14 protein-coding genes and 2 pseudogenes are annotated in these 16,114 nt (G+C 62.9%); 8 read left to right on the top strand and 8 right to left on the bottom strand.

All coding sequences use genetic code 11. The features are described from left to right. Positions 1-29: 29 nt before the first annotated feature. The 3 genes and pseudogenes from YP76_RS21090 to YP76_RS21080 all read right to left on the bottom strand — a co-directional run bounded on the left by YP76_RS21090 (position 30) and on the right by YP76_RS21080 (position 4,525). Positions 30-719 (bottom strand): helix-turn-helix domain-containing protein, encoded by a 690-nt coding sequence (locus YP76_RS21090; protein WP_046765579.1) that lies wholly within the window; start codon positions 717-719, stop codon positions 30-32. A 128-nt stretch (positions 720-847) separates the two neighbouring features. Then, positions 848-1,471: a hypothetical protein gene (locus YP76_RS21085; RefSeq protein WP_046765578.1), complete on the bottom strand. Its 624-nt coding sequence runs from the start codon at positions 1,469-1,471 to the stop codon at positions 848-850. A 96-nt stretch (positions 1,472-1,567) separates the two neighbouring features. Continuing rightward, a pseudogene (locus tag YP76_RS21080) lies at positions 1,568-4,525 on the bottom strand (Tn3 family transposase). A 139-nt stretch (positions 4,526-4,664) separates the two neighbouring features. Between YP76_RS21080 and YP76_RS21075 the strand changes: the two are divergent. Further along, positions 4,665-5,216 carry a recombinase family protein gene (locus tag YP76_RS21075; protein WP_004213210.1) on the top strand — a complete coding sequence of 184 codons (552 nt, stop codon included), beginning with the start codon at positions 4,665-4,667 and terminating at the stop codon, positions 5,214-5,216. Beyond that, positions 5,213-5,995, top strand: a complete 783-nt coding sequence (locus YP76_RS21070) for an SDR family NAD(P)-dependent oxidoreductase (RefSeq protein ID WP_046765577.1) — start codon at positions 5,213-5,215, stop codon at positions 5,993-5,995. Before YP76_RS21075 ends, YP76_RS21070 begins: the two co-directional genes overlap by 4 nt. 116 nt (positions 5,996-6,111) lie before the next feature. Here the strand turns inward: YP76_RS21070 and YP76_RS29305 are convergent, their stop codons facing one another. The 3 genes from YP76_RS29305 to YP76_RS21060 form a co-directional block, all read right to left on the bottom strand. Further along, a complete protein-coding gene (locus tag YP76_RS29305; protein WP_223178489.1) occupies positions 6,112-6,438 on the bottom strand; it encodes a Rap1a/Tai family immunity protein in 327 nt (108 codons plus the stop codon). A 75-nt stretch (positions 6,439-6,513) separates the two neighbouring features. Further along, on the bottom strand, positions 6,514-6,801 hold the full coding sequence (locus YP76_RS21065) for a hypothetical protein (protein WP_008603796.1): 288 nt from the start codon (positions 6,799-6,801) through the stop codon (positions 6,514-6,516). A 113-nt stretch (positions 6,802-6,914) separates the two neighbouring features. After that, entirely contained in the window at positions 6,915-7,805 is an 891-nt protein-coding gene (locus YP76_RS21060; protein WP_008603797.1) for a DUF1259 domain-containing protein, read from the bottom strand. A 240-nt stretch (positions 7,806-8,045) separates the two neighbouring features. On the opposite strand from YP76_RS21060, the gene YP76_RS21055 reads away from it, so the two are divergent. From YP76_RS21055 to YP76_RS21040, 4 genes are all read left to right on the top strand, one after another. Then, on the top strand, positions 8,046-8,924 hold the full coding sequence (locus YP76_RS21055; protein ID WP_232307676.1) for a chromate resistance protein ChrB domain-containing protein: 879 nt from the start codon (positions 8,046-8,048) through the stop codon (positions 8,922-8,924). Between the two features lie 2 nt (positions 8,925-8,926). After that, positions 8,927-10,324, top strand: coding sequence for a chromate efflux transporter (gene chrA / locus YP76_RS21050; protein ID WP_040110184.1), 1,398 nt, complete (start codon positions 8,927-8,929; stop codon positions 10,322-10,324). 74 nt (positions 10,325-10,398) lie between these two features. After that, positions 10,399-11,067: a superoxide dismutase gene (locus YP76_RS21045; protein WP_017184236.1), complete on the top strand. Its 669-nt coding sequence runs from the start codon at positions 10,399-10,401 to the stop codon at positions 11,065-11,067. 88 nt (positions 11,068-11,155) lie between these two features. Then, positions 11,156-12,235 (top strand): Cj0069 family protein, encoded by a 1,080-nt coding sequence (locus YP76_RS21040; protein WP_184106684.1) that lies wholly within the window; start codon positions 11,156-11,158, stop codon positions 12,233-12,235. A gap of 84 nt (positions 12,236-12,319) precedes the next feature. Here the strand turns inward: YP76_RS21040 and YP76_RS21035 are convergent, their stop codons facing one another. Next, entirely contained in the window at positions 12,320-12,880 is a 561-nt protein-coding gene (locus YP76_RS21035; protein ID WP_046765576.1) for a recombinase family protein, read from the bottom strand. 173 nt (positions 12,881-13,053) lie between these two features. On the opposite strand from YP76_RS21035, the pseudogene YP76_RS21025 reads away from it, so the two are divergent. Then, positions 13,054-15,327, top strand: a pseudogene (locus tag YP76_RS21025) (Tn3 family transposase); the annotation flags it as partial. A 28-nt stretch (positions 15,328-15,355) separates the two neighbouring features. On the opposite strand, the gene YP76_RS27280 reads toward YP76_RS21025, so the two are convergent. Then, entirely contained in the window at positions 15,356-15,496 is a 141-nt protein-coding gene (locus tag YP76_RS27280; protein WP_232307681.1) for a Tn3 family transposase, read from the bottom strand. Positions 15,497-15,632: 136 nt separating this feature from the next. Here YP76_RS27280 and YP76_RS21020 point away from each other — a divergent pair. Next, positions 15,633-16,114 (top strand): DUF4158 domain-containing protein (locus YP76_RS21020; protein ID WP_046765575.1); only part of this gene is annotated, 482 nt, incomplete at its 3' end.

Raw genomic sequence — 16,114 nt, 5'->3', positions numbered from 1 at the left:
CGGTTCGGATTCCGGCCGCCGGCCAGGGATCAGGCTCCCTCGGGATTGCGAAAGACGTACCAGATAAGCTGGGCCGGCACATCGCCGCGGTTTTCCCAATGGTGCGGAACACTACCTTGGAAGTGTAGCGAGTCACCGGGCTTGAGCACGAAGTCGTCGTCGTTCATGCGGAACACGACTTCGCCTGAGAGGACGTAGATCAGCTCTTCGCCGGTATGATTCAGCGTGTTTTTGCCGCTCGACGCGCCCGCGGCCATTGTCGCGACTGCCGCCGCGGTCTGGAACTGGCGATAGGATCCCGTGATGCCGCCAAGGGTCAGCCCCTTGTGCGGGGTGTAGACCGGCTGGCGATGATCAGCCTGGGTGAACTGCACTCGCTGCGAGGCATTTTCATCCTCCTCGACGAAATAGCCGACCGTCACGCCCAGGGCCGTTGCGAGCTTCAGGAGCGTGGTGATCGTCGGCACCATTCCGCTGCTCTCGATCTTGTGGATGGTGCCGGTCGCCACATCGCTGATGTCCGAGAGGCCCTGCAAGGACAGCTTCTTCTTGGTCCTGAGGGCATGCACCTTTTCGCCGACCTTGCTCACGATGACGTCCACGCCGTCGGAAGCGTCCTGCACGCGCTTTTTCTTCGGGGCGGGCGTGCGCGGCTTGCGTGCCTTGGCGGTCGAGGCCTCGGATTTCTGCTCGCTGTCCTTTTTTGCCCGTGTCGCCAAAATACTCTCCAATAAATCCCACATGCTGCAGCCGATTGACCTGCGTCATGCCATGCGATGAAGCAAGGCCCGGTTCCAGTCAGGCTCGTTCGGGCCGCAGCCGGCGATGGATGACGATGTCGTTCCGATCAGCCCTGCTGGATGCCAGCTTCGATGCGCCCGCGCCATGTTTCGACCGATGCTTCGTGCTCAGCGCGGCTGGACGTTTCCAGCCAGTCCGCAAGCCCGGGAGTCGCCTCGATCAGCGTCCCGGTATCCGGCGCCAGGCGTATGACGGCAAGCGCATATGTGATTTTGGTGTTCATCGGCGCATATTGGCCCATGGACAGGATCGCGAAACCGCTCTGTAGATGCATCGTCGTGACGCTGAATTCTGCCGATTGCTCGCGATCTGCGGTTCCCGTGTCTTGGAGGACCGCCCACGTCTGGCCTGCCTCGCGAGCCAGTGTAATCCGTTCCAACACCCTGCGCGCGTCACTCGCCGCTCTGATCTGGCTTGCACGCAACGCGAAAGCGGCGCCCCGGACGAGCATTGCTCGGTGATCCGTTTCGTCCGGGCGTAAGGATGTCCAGCGTTCAACCAATGCGTTGATCGTGTGGTCATCCGCCAGGCGATCGGCCTCTGCTCGCAGGGCGCGCAAATCGGACTGGTATCGTTGCACGTCAGGCATTGCGGTCGCGTGCAACTGTCGCTCGCAATCCGCCCATTCCTTCTCAAGATTCCGCGTGCCCGGCAGAGCAAGGGCGTCCATGAATTGATTCCTCACGATCGACAGCTCGGATGCCTAGCGGGGGTGACTACACGAAAGTGACGTATCTGCACGGAAAGGGCGAACGGATAGCGAACGTCACGCGGCAAGTAGGGAGTTGACGGCGCGCAGCGGTCGCAAGGCGTCCGGATCGGGTTGATCTTCAACATTCCAGCTATAGTCACCGGTCAGCGAGATATGCTCCCAGCCCAATGGCGCGATGTGGCGTGCGATTTCGTCGGCTGTGCCGATGTCCGCCAGCGCCATTTCGAGATAGCGAGTGTTCCACAAGATGATGGCGGCGACGAGCAGGTTGAGGCCGGAGGCGCGATAGGTCTGGTTCTCGAACCGACGATCGCGCAGTTCGCCGAGCTGGTTGAAGAAGAGCGCGCGGGCGAGCGCGTTGCGGGCTTCGCCTTTGTTGAGGCCCGCCTGGGTGCGCCGGCGCAGGTCGATGTCGCGCAGCCAGTCGAGCATGAAAATGGAGCGTTCGAGGCGGCCCAGCTCGCGTAGTGCGAGGGCCAGTCCGTTCTGTCGCGGATAGGCGGACAAGCGGCGCAGCATTGCCGAAGCAGTGACGGTGCCGGTGCGGATCGACGTGGCGAACCGCAGCAGTTCGTCCCAATGCGCCGCGACATGACCCAATGCGATCGGTTCGGCCGTCATGCCGGCAAGCAAGGGGCCGGATTCTTGGCCGGGAAGGAGGTGTAAACGACGCTCCTTGATGTCGCGCAGGCGCGGCGCGAAGCGGTAGCCGAAGAAGGGCATGAGGCCGAACACATGGTCCGATGCCCCGCCCGTATCGGTGTAGTGCTCCTCGATCGTCAGGCCGGTCTGGTGATACAGCAAGCCATCCAGCACATAGGGCGCTTCGCCAGCGGTCGCCGCGATCACCCGACTTGCGAAGGGGTCATATCGATCCGAGACATGGGTGTAGAAGGCAACGCCTGGTTCGTTGCCGCTGCGCGCGTTGATGTCGCCGATCGCGGCCCCACGGCCCCCGGCATGAAATTGCTGTCCGTCGCTCGACGAAGTGGTGCCGTCTCCCTACAGCGCGGCGAGCGGCATGGCGCGATGGGCGTCGATCAGCCTTCCCAACGCTTCGCCATAGGCGGCTTCGCTGATGTGCCAGTCGTGAAGATGGGCGAGCTGACGCAGACTTGCGCCCCGGCAGGTTTCCGCCATGCGTGTGAGGCCGAGATTGATGCCATCGGCGAGGATGACCGTGAGCAGCGCATTGCGATCGTCGGCTTCCCGGCCCGAACGACGATGGATGAAGCATTCGCTGAACCCGGTCCAGGCATCGACCTCCAGCAGAAGATCGGTGATCTTCACGCGCGGCAGTCGATCATAGGCGGCGCGACGGGCAATCTCGGTGGCGGGCGGTGTTGCCGCCTTCAGCGGCGAGATGATGAGACCGTTTTCGTCAAGCTTAACCTGGGGCAGCTCCCCTTGCCGTGCAAGGACCGTTACCTGCTCGATCGCCGTGTCGAGCCTGGTGCGCCGTTCCTCGATATGGCGCTCGAAATCCGTTTCGATGGCGAGCGGCAACGGCCCCTTCTCGCGCAGCGCCGCAAAGGTCGCCGGCGGTATGAGATAGCTGTCGAAATCGCGAAACTGCCGGCTTCCCGCGACCCATATATCCCCGGCTCGCAACCGCTCGCGTAGTTGCGACAAGGCGCATAGTTCATAAGCGGCACGATCAACGATGCCATCCCGCAGGACGAACGGGCGCCATGCGGGCGGCACAAAGCGTAGCGGCACGCGATCAGGCAAGCGCCGTTTGCCGGTCCGATATAGCTCCGCGATGATGGCCAGCGCTGACAGGAGCCCCTGAACCGCGCCGGCGCCGCGAAACTCGAAGGCGTTGAGAAAAGCGCCGACAAAGAGCTTCACCGTCCGATGCCGCTCGATCAATTCGGCGGTGCGATCGACGGTTTCCGGTCGCCCGAGCACTTCGGCCTGCTCGACGGCCACGGCGAAGTGCTGCCAGTCCAGCGCCTCGATCTGCGCCAGAGAATCCACGCCCTTGCTGCGCGCGTCGATGAGGAGGCGGCAAGACCCCGTGAGCGTCCGGAGGTGGCCTTGCAACTCGCGCACCGTCTTGAGGGCTTTGTCGCGGGTCCGGTTCTCGGCGCGGCGCGCCATGCTGCCCAACAGCTTGTCGAACATCGTCAGGGTGGCGTCGGTCAGGCTTTCCTCAAGCCGGATGCCGGTTGCCGCCAGCGTCGCATGGCGGCGCAGGGCATTGAGTTCGCCAAGGTGCTGGGGTGTGATGCGGCTGCCTTCGTCCGCCAGCCTGTCAAAAGTCAAAGCCGGGATCATGTCGGCACGGGCGCGATCGAGGCCCAGCGCGCGGATATAGGCGAGCCGTTCGATCAGGCGCAGGATGTTGCGCGCTGCCGGCGATTGTGGCGCATTGCGCATCCAGGATAGCCATGTCGCGACCTGCCCCGGTCGTCGGGCCAGCAAATCGTCCAGGCCCTGAAGGGTGTCAGGCAGCAGGCCATTCGTGAGCACTTCATAGGTAAGCTGTTCGGCTTGCTGGCGCGCCCGCCGCAGCACCGCTTCGAGAATCGACGGAGAAGGCAGGAGGATCTGCAGGCGCCGGAGTTCATCGACGATGACGTCTGCCATCTGGCCGGGGTGTATGATGGTCTGCGCGATTGGGACCGAGAAGGCGACAACTTCACGGAAAGCGTTGCGGTCAAAAATCCTGAACCCGTGCGATCGTCGGATTTCGACGAGATGCTCGCGACGGGTCTGGTCCCGATGGGCATAATCCGCGAAGGCTGCCGGCGCGACGCCGAGTTGCTGCGCCACATAGGCGAGCACAGGAGCGGGCGGGACTTCGCCCGCTTCCAGCGCACGGCCAGGCCATCTCATATATAGCATGAGCATCGCATAGCCGAGCCGGGTGGCATCGCCGCGACGGCGGCCGACAATTTCCAGGTCGTCGCTGGTCAGCGTATAATGACGCGCGATCTCGCGCTCATCGAGCGGCGCGCCATAATGCCTCGCCCAGATTTCCAGGCTCACCAGTCGCCGTCTCGCCAAGCATCATCTCCTTCGCTTTGCGTGTCCGTCAGACGGTCCTCTGGCGGCCAACAGGAATATGTCCGTTAACTCTGGACCTGTAACGGCGATTCGGACAAGATCGCATAATGACGGGAAAACGGACAGGATCGGGCATCATGTGGCGCTGATCGGCTATGCGCGCGTCTCGACCGCAGACCAGAAGCTGTCGCTCCAGCTTGACGCGCTGAACACTGCCGGGTGCGACCGTATATTCGACGATCACGCATCCGGGGCAAAAGCCGATCGGCCTGGCCTAACCGAAGCGCTCGCCTATTTGCGCCCCGGCGACACGCTGGTGGTCTGGAAACTCGACCGCCTCGGCCGCTCGATGAGCCACCTGATCGAGAAGGTCGGCGAGCTTGCGGCGCGCGGCATCGGGTTCCGCTCACTCACCGAGAATATCGACACCACCACTTCGGGCGGCATGCTGGTGTTCAACATCTTCGGCTCGCTGGCCCAATTCGAGCGTGACCTGATCCGTGAACGCACTCATGCCGGCCTCAAGGCCGCACGCGAGCGGGGCAACAAGGGTGGTCGCCGGCCTGTCGTTACCCCCGACAAACTACGTAAAGCGCGGGCGCATATCGCAGCGGGCCTCACTGTTCGTGAGGCGGCGGCCCGGCTCAAGATCGGCAAAACCGCCCTATACAAGGCTCTGGAAAACGCGTGAAACCGCTGGCGATCAAGAACTCGTGGGTGCTGGTCACAGGGGCTTCGACCGGTTTGGGCAGAGCGTCCGCCCTCCGCTTGGCGGCATCGTACCAGGCCAAGCCCCTGATTGTTGGACGAAGGCTCGACAACTTGCGGGAGCTACAGACCGAAATTGACGAGCGGTTCAATGTGCCGTGCGAGATTATAGTGGCTGATCAACGTGAAATCGAGGGCAGGGAGAAAATCGCGGCTAAGGTTGCAGAATTGCAAGTAACAGCCGCTTTGGTGGTTGCCGGAATGACGAGCGTTGGTTCATTTGATGCAGGCCGTGCCGACACTTATGCCGAGGTAATTGAAACAAACATACTCGGTTTCACGGATTTGCTGGCTCGCCTGATTGCGATTTTCAGGGAGCAGCCGTTTGAATCCTCAGTAATCGCCGTGTCGAGCCTGGCGGGCGAAACATCCGTGCCCTTCCAAGCGGTCTACGGCGCGTCGAAAGCCTATGTGAGCACCCTCATGCGAGCGCTTTCCGTGGAGCTTGCCGGGACGGGAGTGAGTGTTGGATCTTTTGCACCCGGTGGAATCGACACAGACATGGCTGCCCTCAGCGATTTGAAGTGGGGGAGGTTGGGTTTGATGGACGTTGACCGGTGCGCGGCCCATGCAGTCCACGCTCTGGTTTATCGGCAATCCTTCGCCATACCGGGGATGGGCAACCAGCTCACATATTTGGCGTCACCTCAAGGTTTGTGCGCCAGACAACGATTTGGCAGACATAATGCGAACATCGGCTAATTAGCGAGCTTGAGGCGCGACATGGAATCGTTGAGCTGGCGGAATTCACCGCCAGGCGGACGCTCCGCCTGCCCTCAAAGGCAGCCGCCGGGCAGGCTACGCCGCGGGGTACGATGCTACTGACATGGCCAAGCCTTCGCTAACGAGCGTTCAGCTCCGGCCACCATATGAACACTCATAAAATAGCTATTCTGCTCCGCCCAGCGTAAATATGCCGCGCGCAGCGCCGATCGGTCATAGCGTGGAGCGCGGCATTCCGCTTTTCGCGCGACGATCATCATGTCGAGCACGCCTTGGAGGTAAGCGCCGCATCGCGGCTCATTCGCTTGACAGCTTACGAACAACGCCGAGCCCGTCGCCGACGCGGGTTCGGTTTGGCCGATCGCACTATCAGGCAGGGCGGCCAAAGCGGCGCATAACAATATCCATCGCCTTGGCCGCATTTTCGTCTCCTATTCCGCAGTATCATTTCGGAAGGGGCGCACGGCCCTCGACGGCCGGCGCCCCGTGCTGATCCATCATTCGCGGCCGAGCACCTGGCCTTCGGGCGTGACGAACAGTTCGATCGTCTTTCCGTCGCTGTTCTTGCCCTTGATTTCATAGAGCGTGCTTCCGTCCGCCTTTCGGGTGACTTGCTCCGCTTTGCTTATTGACGCGAGTTGCGCGCGTGCCGCGTTCATCGCGGCCTCGGGCACCTGAGCAAGCGGGATGTCTCGTTCGCTGTGCTTGCCGATTATCCGGTTTTCGTTCGCCTCGTGGTTTTGCGCGATCGCCACGCCCGCGATCGCCAGCGCGGCCGCGCCCACGCCTGCGACAACAGTGAGAGTTCGTTTGCTAGCCATGTTCCATTCCACTTCCTGCATAAGGGCCGTGGGGTCGGGCGGGCGGCGGTTACGGCCCAATGAGCCGTCGTCCGAGTTCAACTCCTCTGATTGTTCATCCTGTCGAGCGCCGCGCGCAGCCCACGGGCGAGCTTGGCTGCGTCGTCGTTGGCCCAGAAGTGCATGAAGAACAGCCGCGGCTCGTCGTTTAGCATATGATTATGCAGCGCCGTGACCTCGATCCCGTTCGTCCGCAGCACGCGCAGGACCGGATCGACCTCGTTTGCGACAAGTACGAAATCGCCGGTGATGGCGGCTCGGCCGTCCCCGGTTGGCTGAAAGTTGATCGCGGTCGCCGTGCCCATCGTCGGCGGAGTCTCCATATCGCCGTCCATCAGCCGCTCGGCGCGCGGAAAGCTGTATTGGAGGATGCCACCGGCCGTCTTGCCCTCACCGCCCATCAACCGGTTGAGCGCGGCCACATCGAGGTCGAGCCGCGATGCGGCTGCGCTGGCCGAAGGCGATTGCGGCGCGGCGAGCGGGGTCCGACTGGCTGATAGCGCTTGCCGGAGCGCGGCCGCGAGCTTCACCGGGTCGCCGTGGCCGGCAATGTGCATGTACATGGTCGCAGGCGAAGAGCGGAGCAGGTGATTGTGGAGCGCGGTGATCGTAAAACCGCTTGCGAGCAGGCGGCTCAAAACGGGGTTCACCTCGTCGTGGGTCAGCACGAGATCGCCCATCACCATCGCCTCGTCGCCCATCGGCTGAAACGCCGCCCAAGAGCCGAGCGCGAGGGAGGGCTTGATCGTCACCCCATCCAGCGTGACGCTCAGGTCCGAACGCGGGAAGCTGTAGCGGTGAACGCCCCCCGGCTGTTCGGCCCCCGCTCGTCCTATCGCCCGGTCGACAGCCGACCAGTCCGGCGCTGCCCATGCCGGGCTTGCCAGCAGGAGGCTGGCGAATCCCAAGGCGATGGTCTTTTTCAGCATAATTGATCCTTCATCAGCGCACTCGACACGGAAAGCCTCACGTCATGCGAGCGCGCCGCCGGCGAGCCGCGACATTGCGCTCCGGTTTCTTTCTTCGGGATAAGCAGTCCTATGCTCATGAGGCTTGTGATGCAACCCTTACACTTGTAGGCTAGTGACGATACAACTATGACAAACACACAAGCTTCCCCTTGGTTGCTCCTGATCCCGCAGCTTCCGGCTAAGCCTGCCTATTTGCGGGTGAAGGTCTGGCGGCGTTTGCAGGCGATCGGGGCCGCGCCGCTCAAGAACGCCGTCCATGCGCTCCCCAATCGCGAGGACACGCGCGCGCTGTTCGAAGAACTGCATCGCGAGATCACCGAAAATGGCGGCGAGGCGCTGATCCTCGAAGCGCGCCTTGTCGGCGGCATGGGCGATGCGGAGCTGCGCGGAGTGTTCGACGCTGCGCGTGACGCCGACTATGAGGAGTTGGCACGCGAGGCGCGCGCGCTGTGTGAGGGCGAGTATGTCGCGGCGGCGGATGTGGGCCGCCTGCGCAAACGCCTGAACGAGGTCGCCGCGATCGACTTTTTCGGTGCGCATGGTCGGCAGGCGGCACAGGCCGCCATCACCGAGGCGGACCGCCGCTCTCACCAACATCCCGATGTGAGCGGCCCCGGTGCGCCCGAGCTGACCCCGGCGGAGCTAAAGCGCCGCGTTTGGGTGACGCGCCGCCATGTCCATGTCGATCGCATCGCGTCCGCCTGGCTCATTCGCCGCTTCATCGACCCCGAGGCGAGCTTCAAGTTCGTCGAGGGCAAAGGATATGTGCCGGAGCCTGACGAACTGAGGTTCGACATGGCGGACGCTGAGTTCACCCACGAAGGCGACCGCTGCTCCTTCGAGACCTTGGTGTTCCTCACCGGTCTCGAGACCGACCCCGCGCTGCGGGCGCTCGGCGAAATTGTTCACGACCTTGATATTGCCGATGCTCGGTTCGAGCGCCCGGAAACTCCGGGAGTGAGCGCGCTTATCGCCGGCATCTGTGCCGGCACCGACGACGACGAGGAGCGGATCGCGCGCGGATCGACCGCGCTCGACGGATTCTATGCTCACTTCACCCGGCGAAAAGAGGACTAAAGATGGAGGCCAGCGCACGCGCTGAAATCGCAGTCGAGACGCTGCACGAGCACGGCATCAGCTTTGGCGAGGCGGTGCGCGTCTGGATCAGGGTCGCGCTGCTCAGCTTCGGCGGACCGGCGGGCCAGATAGCGGTGATGCATCGCATCCTGGTCGAGGAGAAGCGCTGGATCGGCGAGGAGCGGTTCCTCCACGCGCTCAACTATTGCATGCTGCTGCCCGGCCCTGAAGCGCAACAGCTAGCTGTCTATATTGGCTGGTTGCTCCATAAGACCAAGGGCGGCCTGGTCGCGGGCGCGCTATTCGTGCTGCCCGGCTTCCTCGCGATTTTAGGGCTCAGCTATGTCTATGTGCTGCTCGGCGAAGTGCCGCTGGTCGAGGGATTGTTCTTCGGATTGAAGGCCGCCGTGCTGGCGGTGGTGCTACAGGCGGTGGTCCGGGTGGGTTCGCGTGCCTTGAAGAACAACGTCATGCGCGGTTTTGCCGCGCTGGCGTTCGTCGCGATCTTCGTGCTCGACGTGCCCTTCCCGCTGATCGTGCTTGCCGCCGCGCTGATCGGCTTCTTCGGTGGCCGCGCTGGTTACGCCGCATTCAAGGGCGGCGGCGGACATGGTCCCGCCGGCGCTGAGATAATCCACGACCGCGACACCGCTCTTGGCGAGGGCCTTCCCGACCATGCGCGGCCGAACCTTTCCTGGTCGCTGCGCATCTCCGGCGTCCTGCTGCTGCTCTGGCTCGGGCCGGTCGCAGCGCTGCTGTTCGCGTTCGGCCCCGACGACGTGTTCAGCCGCATCGCCACCTTCTTCAGCCAGATGGCGGTGGTGACCTTCGGCGGCGCCTATGCGGTGCTCGCCTATGTCGCGCAGGAGGCAGTCGAGACCTATGGCTGGCTCCAGCCCGGCGAGATGCTCGACGGGCTCGGCATGGCCGAGACCACGCCCGGGCCGCTGATCATGGTGACGCAGTTCGTCGGCTTCCTCGCGGCCTTCCGCGAAGCGACCGGGCTGCCGCCGCTCGTCGCCGCGACCTTCGGCGCAATCCTCACCACCTGGGTTACCTTCCTGCCATGCTTCCTGTGGATCTTCGCCGGCGCGCCATTCATCGAGCGGCTGCGCGGCAACCGCGCATTGTCGGCCGCGCTTTCGGCGATCACCGCCGCAGTGGTCGGCGTGATCCTCAATCTGGCGGTCTGGTTTGGTATCCACACTCTGTTCGAGCAAGTCCGCGAAGTGCCGTTCGCAGCCGGCACCATCGATCTCCCAGTCCTAACGTCCGTCAACTGGCCGGCGCTGGCGCTCGCGGTGGGTGCGATACTCGCCATGTTCCGGTTCAAGGCCGGCATGCTGCCGGTGCTCGGCGTCTGCTCGGTCCTCGGGGCCGCATATGTAATGATCATCTGAAGGAGTGACGCGTGACGATCGACCATCTTTCCCGACGCAGTGCAATCGCAACTCTTGGCATCGGAGCCGCCGCCATGACTATCAACGAAGCCTCTGCGCAGACGCCGGCCGCAGCGCCGGCGGCTGTCCCCGCCTTTGCCGGAAATCATCAGGTCAAGCCGCTCAGGTTCAATCCCGCCAGGCTTCACGGCCTCTCCGAAAGGCTGATCACATCGCACCACGAGAACAATTATGCGGGCTCGGTCAAGGCCCTGAATATGATCGAGACACGACTTGCCGCCGCGCTCGCTGACACGGACCTGCCGCCGGTGGTCTATGGCGGATTGAAGCGCGAGGAGCTGCACCGCACCGGCTCGGTGGTGCTCCATGAGGTCTATTTCGACGGGCTCGGCGGCAACGGCCAGGCAGCCGGTTCCATCCGCGACGCGCTGGGCGCGGCGTTCGGCTCGTTCGACCGCTGGGAAGCCGACTTCCGCCGTACCGGGATGAGCCTTGCCGGCGGATCGGGCTGGTGCGTGCTCGTCTACAATCTCCACACGCGCTCGCTGCACAACCATTGGGCGTGGGATCATATGCACGGTGCGATTGCCGGCGTGCCGCTGCTCGCGCTCGATATGTACGAGCACAGTTTCCACATGGATTACGGCACCGCCGCCGCCAAATATGTCGACGCCTTCTTCCGCAACATCGACTGGGAAGTGGTCGACCGGCGCTATGCCGCGGCTTTGCGCGGCGGCGGCTGAACCCGACCGCCGTGGCTTAACACCCACTGCTGCGCGACACCTGAGTTCGCGACCACAAAGGGGACAGGTCCGATGGGGAGATGCAACAATGACATCCGGCCCGAACATCGCTCTTCTTTGGCGTGGGCAAGCAGCCGAGTGGACGCATCGCTTTCATGAAGCCCGGCAGTGGCCGATAATGCAGGCCTTGCGGGCGCTCGGGGCGACCGCAAGGCCTGTACTGTACAGGGACGAGGCGGTTCGCGAGATTCGGGACGAGCTGCTGTCGTGCGACACAGTGCTGGTCTGGGTGAATCCGTTGGACATTTCAGGCGACCGCTCGCAGCTCGATCCAATGCTGCGCGAAGTCGCGGGGTGCGGCGTTGTCGTCAGCGCGCATCCTGACGTGATCGCCAAAATCGGCGTCAAGGAAGTGCTCTACACAACGCGATCCATGGAATGGGGCAGCGATGTCGATCGATACGTGGACGCTGAAGGCCTTCGCGCTCGTTTCCCCGAACATCTTGCCGCAGGCCCGCGCGTGCTGAAGCCGAACTACGGCAACGGCGGCAGGAATGTATGGCGTGTCCAACTAGACGAAGCGGGAAACGCTCCGGCTTTGAAAACGTCGGTGAAAGTTCAAGAGGCCCGCCAAGGAAGCAAATCGGAGCGCATCAGCCTAGCCGAGTGCTTGGAAAGGTGGGTGCCGTTTCTAAACGACGGCGGCGTGCTGATCGATCAGGCTTATCAGCCGCAGTCGTCCGAGGGCATGGTCCGCTGCTACGTGTGCGGGCACCGAGTGGTTGGCTTTGGGCACAACCTGATCACTGCGCTGATGACGCCAACGGCCATTGATACAACGTCGTCAACCCCACAGCCGATGGGCCGCGCCATGTTCGGACCGGAGGTGACGCGCTTCGCAGCCTTACGGAAAGCGATGGAGGATCGCTGGATTCCAGAGATGCAAAGGTTGCTGTCGATCGCCGACCACGATCTTCCGCTTCTTTGGGACGCCGACTTCCTATTTCGCCCTGGTGAAGCCATCAGCGATGGCTCCTATGCGCTTTGCGAGATCAATGCTAGTTCGGTTGCACCATTTCCGCCAAGCGCCGTCCAGCCAGTCGCCGCAGCGGCAATCGGTCGCGTTCTTGCCATTCGTTTGACGAAGGAGACCTCCAATCCTCATTGATATGATTCAAGCAATTCAAGAGACGTGACATTGGTCGTATCAATCAGACAAGCCTAAGGGTGAGCGAGGCTGGGTGAAACCGGCTCAGGTGGCAGCGCGGAGATACTGGTAGAGGGTTTCGCGACTGATCCCCAGGTCACGGGCGATGACGGCCTTGCGCTCGCCGTCATCAACACGGCGGTGCAGCTCGGCGACTATTTCGTCGGAGAGGGAACGTTTCCGCCCGCGATAAGCACCGCGTTGTCTGGCGACCGCAATGCCTTCGCGCTGCCGCTCCCGGATCAGGGCGCGCTCGAATTCGGCGAACGCACCCATGACCGAGAGCATCAGGTTGGCCATCGGGGAATCCTCGCCCGAGAAGGCCAGGCTTTCCTTCACGAACTCGATCCGGACGCCTCTTTTGGTGAGGGACTGAACCAGTTTGCGCAGATCGTCGAGATTACGCGCCAATCGATCCATGCTGTGGACCACGACGGTGTCACCCTCGCGGGCGAAGGCGAGCATGGCATCGAGTTCGGGGCGGTTGATGTCCTTGCCCGATGCCTTGTCGGTGAAAATCCGGTCGAGCGACTGCCCGTCCAACTGGCGATCGACATTCTGATCGAATGTGCTCACCCGGACGTAACCGATCCTCTGGCCTTTCATCGCCGCCTCCGGTCAAAATGTCAGGTTGAATTCTATGACACGGCGGAACATGCGTCAATAAATGCTTGCCATAACCCTATCCTGACAGAAACCGCCGCTGCATCCTGACGTCCGGTTAGGCTATACTCCAGATTGACGCTAGCCTGTCGCTCTCGACTCGGGATGGAGGCAGGATGGCGCGGCGGCGATTATTGACCGGAGAAGAAAGGCGTCGCCTGTTCGATATCCCCCATGACGAAACCGCGATCGTCGGCCACTATACCCTTGCCGCCGAGGATCTCGAACTGGTCGGTCGCCGCTATCGCCCTGCCAACCGCCTCGGTCTGGCAACGCAGATCGCGCTTATGCGGCATCCCGGCTTCGGTTTGCAGCCCGACGTCGACGTCCCCGATGCGGTCCTTCACTATCTCGCCGCCCAGCTCTTCGTCGATGTTGATGCGTTCGCCGACTATGACCAGCGCGCGCAAACACGTAACGATCATGCCGACATTGCGGCACGGCATCTGGGGCTACACCCTTTTCGGCGAGGGGATATACCGCTCGCGCTCGATCTCGCCGCAAGAGCTGCGGAGCGGACCGATCGGGGCGAACCTATTGTCCGCGCATTGATGGAGGGGCTGAAGCAGGAACGCTTCATTCTTCCATCGGCAGACACGCTCGAACGTGCGGGCCTCGCCGGCAGGGCACGCGCCCGCAAAGCCGCGGCGGCGCTCATTGTCGAAAGCCTGGGTCATGCCGAACTGGCGCGGATCGATGATCTGATCGTCAACAACAGCGACTTCGGCATGACGCCGCTGGCCTGGCTGCGCAATTTCGAGGAAGCGCCCACCACGGCGAACATCAACGGGCTGCTGGAACGGCTACGCTATGTGCGCGGAATCGGCATCGACCCGGCGATCGGCGCGAAAATCCCCGACTTCCGGTTCGCGCAGTTCATGCGCGAAGGTGGCGTTGCGCCGGCGTTCCTGCTCTCCGATTATAGCCTTAACAGGCGCCGCGCGACGCTGATCGCGGCGGTCATCGACCTCGATGCCAGGCTCGCCGATGGTGCGATCCAGATGTTCGACAGGCTTGTCGGAAGCCTGTTCACACGGGCGCGGCGCGGGCGGGAAAGGCGCTATCAGGACAGCATCCGCTCGGTCGGCGAACTTATGCGGCTGTTCGGCGCGACGATCGCCGCGCTGGGAGAGGCGGTCGAACATGGCGGTAATCCGCTCGAACTGATCGACGAAGCGGTAGGCTGGCACAGACTGGTCGCAGCCAAATCGCAGGTCGATGCGCTGGCCGAGCTGGCGGGCGAAGATGCGCTTGTCGCGGCGACTGGTCGCTATGCGACGCTGCGGCGGTTCAGCCCGGCTTTCCTCGATACATTCACGTTCAAGGCATCGGGGAGCGGATCGCAACTGGTCAAGGCCATCGAGGTCATCCGCGATACCAATGCCCGCAAGGCCCGCAGCCTGCCCGAGGGCGTTCCGCTCCCATTCGCCAACCGGCAGTGGAAGCGCCTCATCACCGAAGGTGGCCAGGTCGATCGCCGGCGATACGAGACGGCCATCATGGCCACGCTGCGCGATCGGTTGCGCGCCGGCGACATATGGGTCGAAGGAACCCGCAATTATCGCCGCTTCGACACCTATTTGCTGAGTCGACGCGATGCCGATAAGGTGGCCGACAGCCTGCCATTCCAGACCGATGCGGCCGCCTATCTGGAGGAGCGGGCAAGGACGCTCGACTGGCGGCTGCGCCGTTTCGCCAAGCAACTCAAGGCGAACAGGCTCGCGGGCGTGGCGCTCGAACGCGACCGGCTCAAGCTGCAACCCATGCCGGCGATCACTCCACCCGAGGCGGAGGCTCTCGATCGCAGGCTCGACGCCTTGCTTCCGCGCGTGCGGATCACCGAACTCCTGGTCGAGGTGGCCGAGCGCACCGGGTTCCTGAGCGCATTTCGCGATCTTCGGTCCCGCAAGGAGCATGACAACCCGCACGCGATCCTCGCCGCCATTCTCGCTGATGGATCGAATCTGGGTCTAGAGCGCATGGCCAACGCCAGCGACGGGGTGAGCTACGCCCAGCTTGCCTGGACCCACAACTGGTATTTGTCGCCCGAAAACTATCAGGCCGCGTTGGGGATGATCGTTGCCGCGCACCATGATCTTCCTTTCACGCGCCATTGGGGAGCCGGCACTAGTTCATCCTCCGATGGGCAGTTCTTCCGCTCGGGCCGCAACCGATCGGCGGCGGCCGACATCAATGCGAAATATGGCAGCGAGCCGGGCCTGAAGATCTACTCCCACCTGTCCGATCATTTTGCCTCGTTCGGATCGCGGATCATGTCGGCCACCGCCGGCGAGGCCCCCTACGTGGTGGATGGCCTGATGCTCGGCGCCGGCGCGCTACCGCTGCATGAGCATTACACTGATACCGGCGGCGCGACGGACCATGTCTTTGGGGGCGTTTGCGGGAGGGGGCGGAATCCTACGCTAAGGATTTGGGCCAGCGATATTCCCCGGTTAGATTGATGTGTTCCCATCCCAACGGCGAGACGTGGGCGAGTAGATCAGGCGCGATATGGGTACCGCTGGCGGCCCGGGTATTGACGACCTCGCCGAGCTTCATGGTGTTCCAGAATAGGCCCAGTCGGCCCGAAGCTGCGATTTTGGTCATCTTGGAGAACACGTCGGGAACGGGCTGGTTGTTGTTGACGGTCGCCCATGCGAGGAACGACGTTCCGCTCCGATAAGGGAGTGGCGTTATGAGCCTTGGCGTTTCGAGTGGGGATCTGATCGGCTCCTGGAGCCTGAGTTTTTCGGACATCGCGTTCGTGACCGGCAAAGCGGAGACGGCGCGACTGGGATTGGCGGTTCAGCTTAGATTTTTCGCCGCGCATGGCTTCTTTGTGCCGGATCATGCGTCGATACCCTCCGACGGTGTCTTGTATCTGGCGGAGCAACTTGGTCTCGATGCCAAATCCGTGAACCACTATGATTTTTCCGGTCGCACCGCCCGCCGGCATTGCGCGGAGATTTTGCGGCATCTCGGGTTCCGCCGTATGACGCAGACGGATCGCAGGGCGTTGTCGGGGTGGATTTCCGACGATCTTTGTGCGGGCGGGCAGTCGATCAATGCCATGCTCGAGCATGTTTTCCTGTGGTGCCGCGACCGCCGTATCTATGGGCCGTCGCGCAAGGAGCTGGAACGCCTCGTCCGCTCGCAACGACACCTCTATCTGGAGGC

The sequence above is a fragment of the Sphingobium chungbukense genome (genome assembly GCF_001005725.1).
In the GTDB taxonomy this organism is placed as follows: domain Bacteria; phylum Pseudomonadota; class Alphaproteobacteria; order Sphingomonadales; family Sphingomonadaceae; genus Sphingobium; species Sphingobium chungbukense.
Note: the sequence above shows the minus strand (reverse complement) of the source record. Positions and strands in the feature narration are given on the sequence as shown.

Bases quoted from the DNA above. Each gene is read 5' to 3' on its own strand.
- YP76_RS21040 (WP_184106684.1), top strand. From the start codon at position 11,156: ATGACATCCGGCCCGAACATCGCTCTTCTTTGGCGTGGGCAAGCAGCC.
- YP76_RS21035 (WP_046765576.1), bottom strand. From the start codon at position 12,880: ATGAAAGGCCAGAGGATCGGTTACGTCCGGGTGAGCACATTCGATCAG.
- chrA (WP_040110184.1), top strand. From the start codon at position 8,927: ATGGAGGCCAGCGCACGCGCTGAAATCGCAGTCGAGACGCTGCACGAG.
- YP76_RS21045 (WP_017184236.1), top strand. From the start codon at position 10,399: ATGACTATCAACGAAGCCTCTGCGCAGACGCCGGCCGCAGCGCCGGCG.
- YP76_RS21060 (WP_008603797.1), bottom strand. From the start codon at position 7,805: ATGCTGAAAAAGACCATCGCCTTGGGATTCGCCAGCCTCCTGCTGGCA.
- YP76_RS27280 (WP_232307681.1), bottom strand. From the start codon at position 15,496: ATGAAGCTCGGCGAGGTCGTCAATACCCGGGCCGCCAGCGGTACCCAT.
- YP76_RS21085 (WP_046765578.1), bottom strand. From the start codon at position 1,471: ATGGACGCCCTTGCTCTGCCGGGCACGCGGAATCTTGAGAAGGAATGG.
- YP76_RS29305 (WP_223178489.1), bottom strand. From the start codon at position 6,438: ATGCGGCCAAGGCGATGGATATTGTTATGCGCCGCTTTGGCCGCCCTG.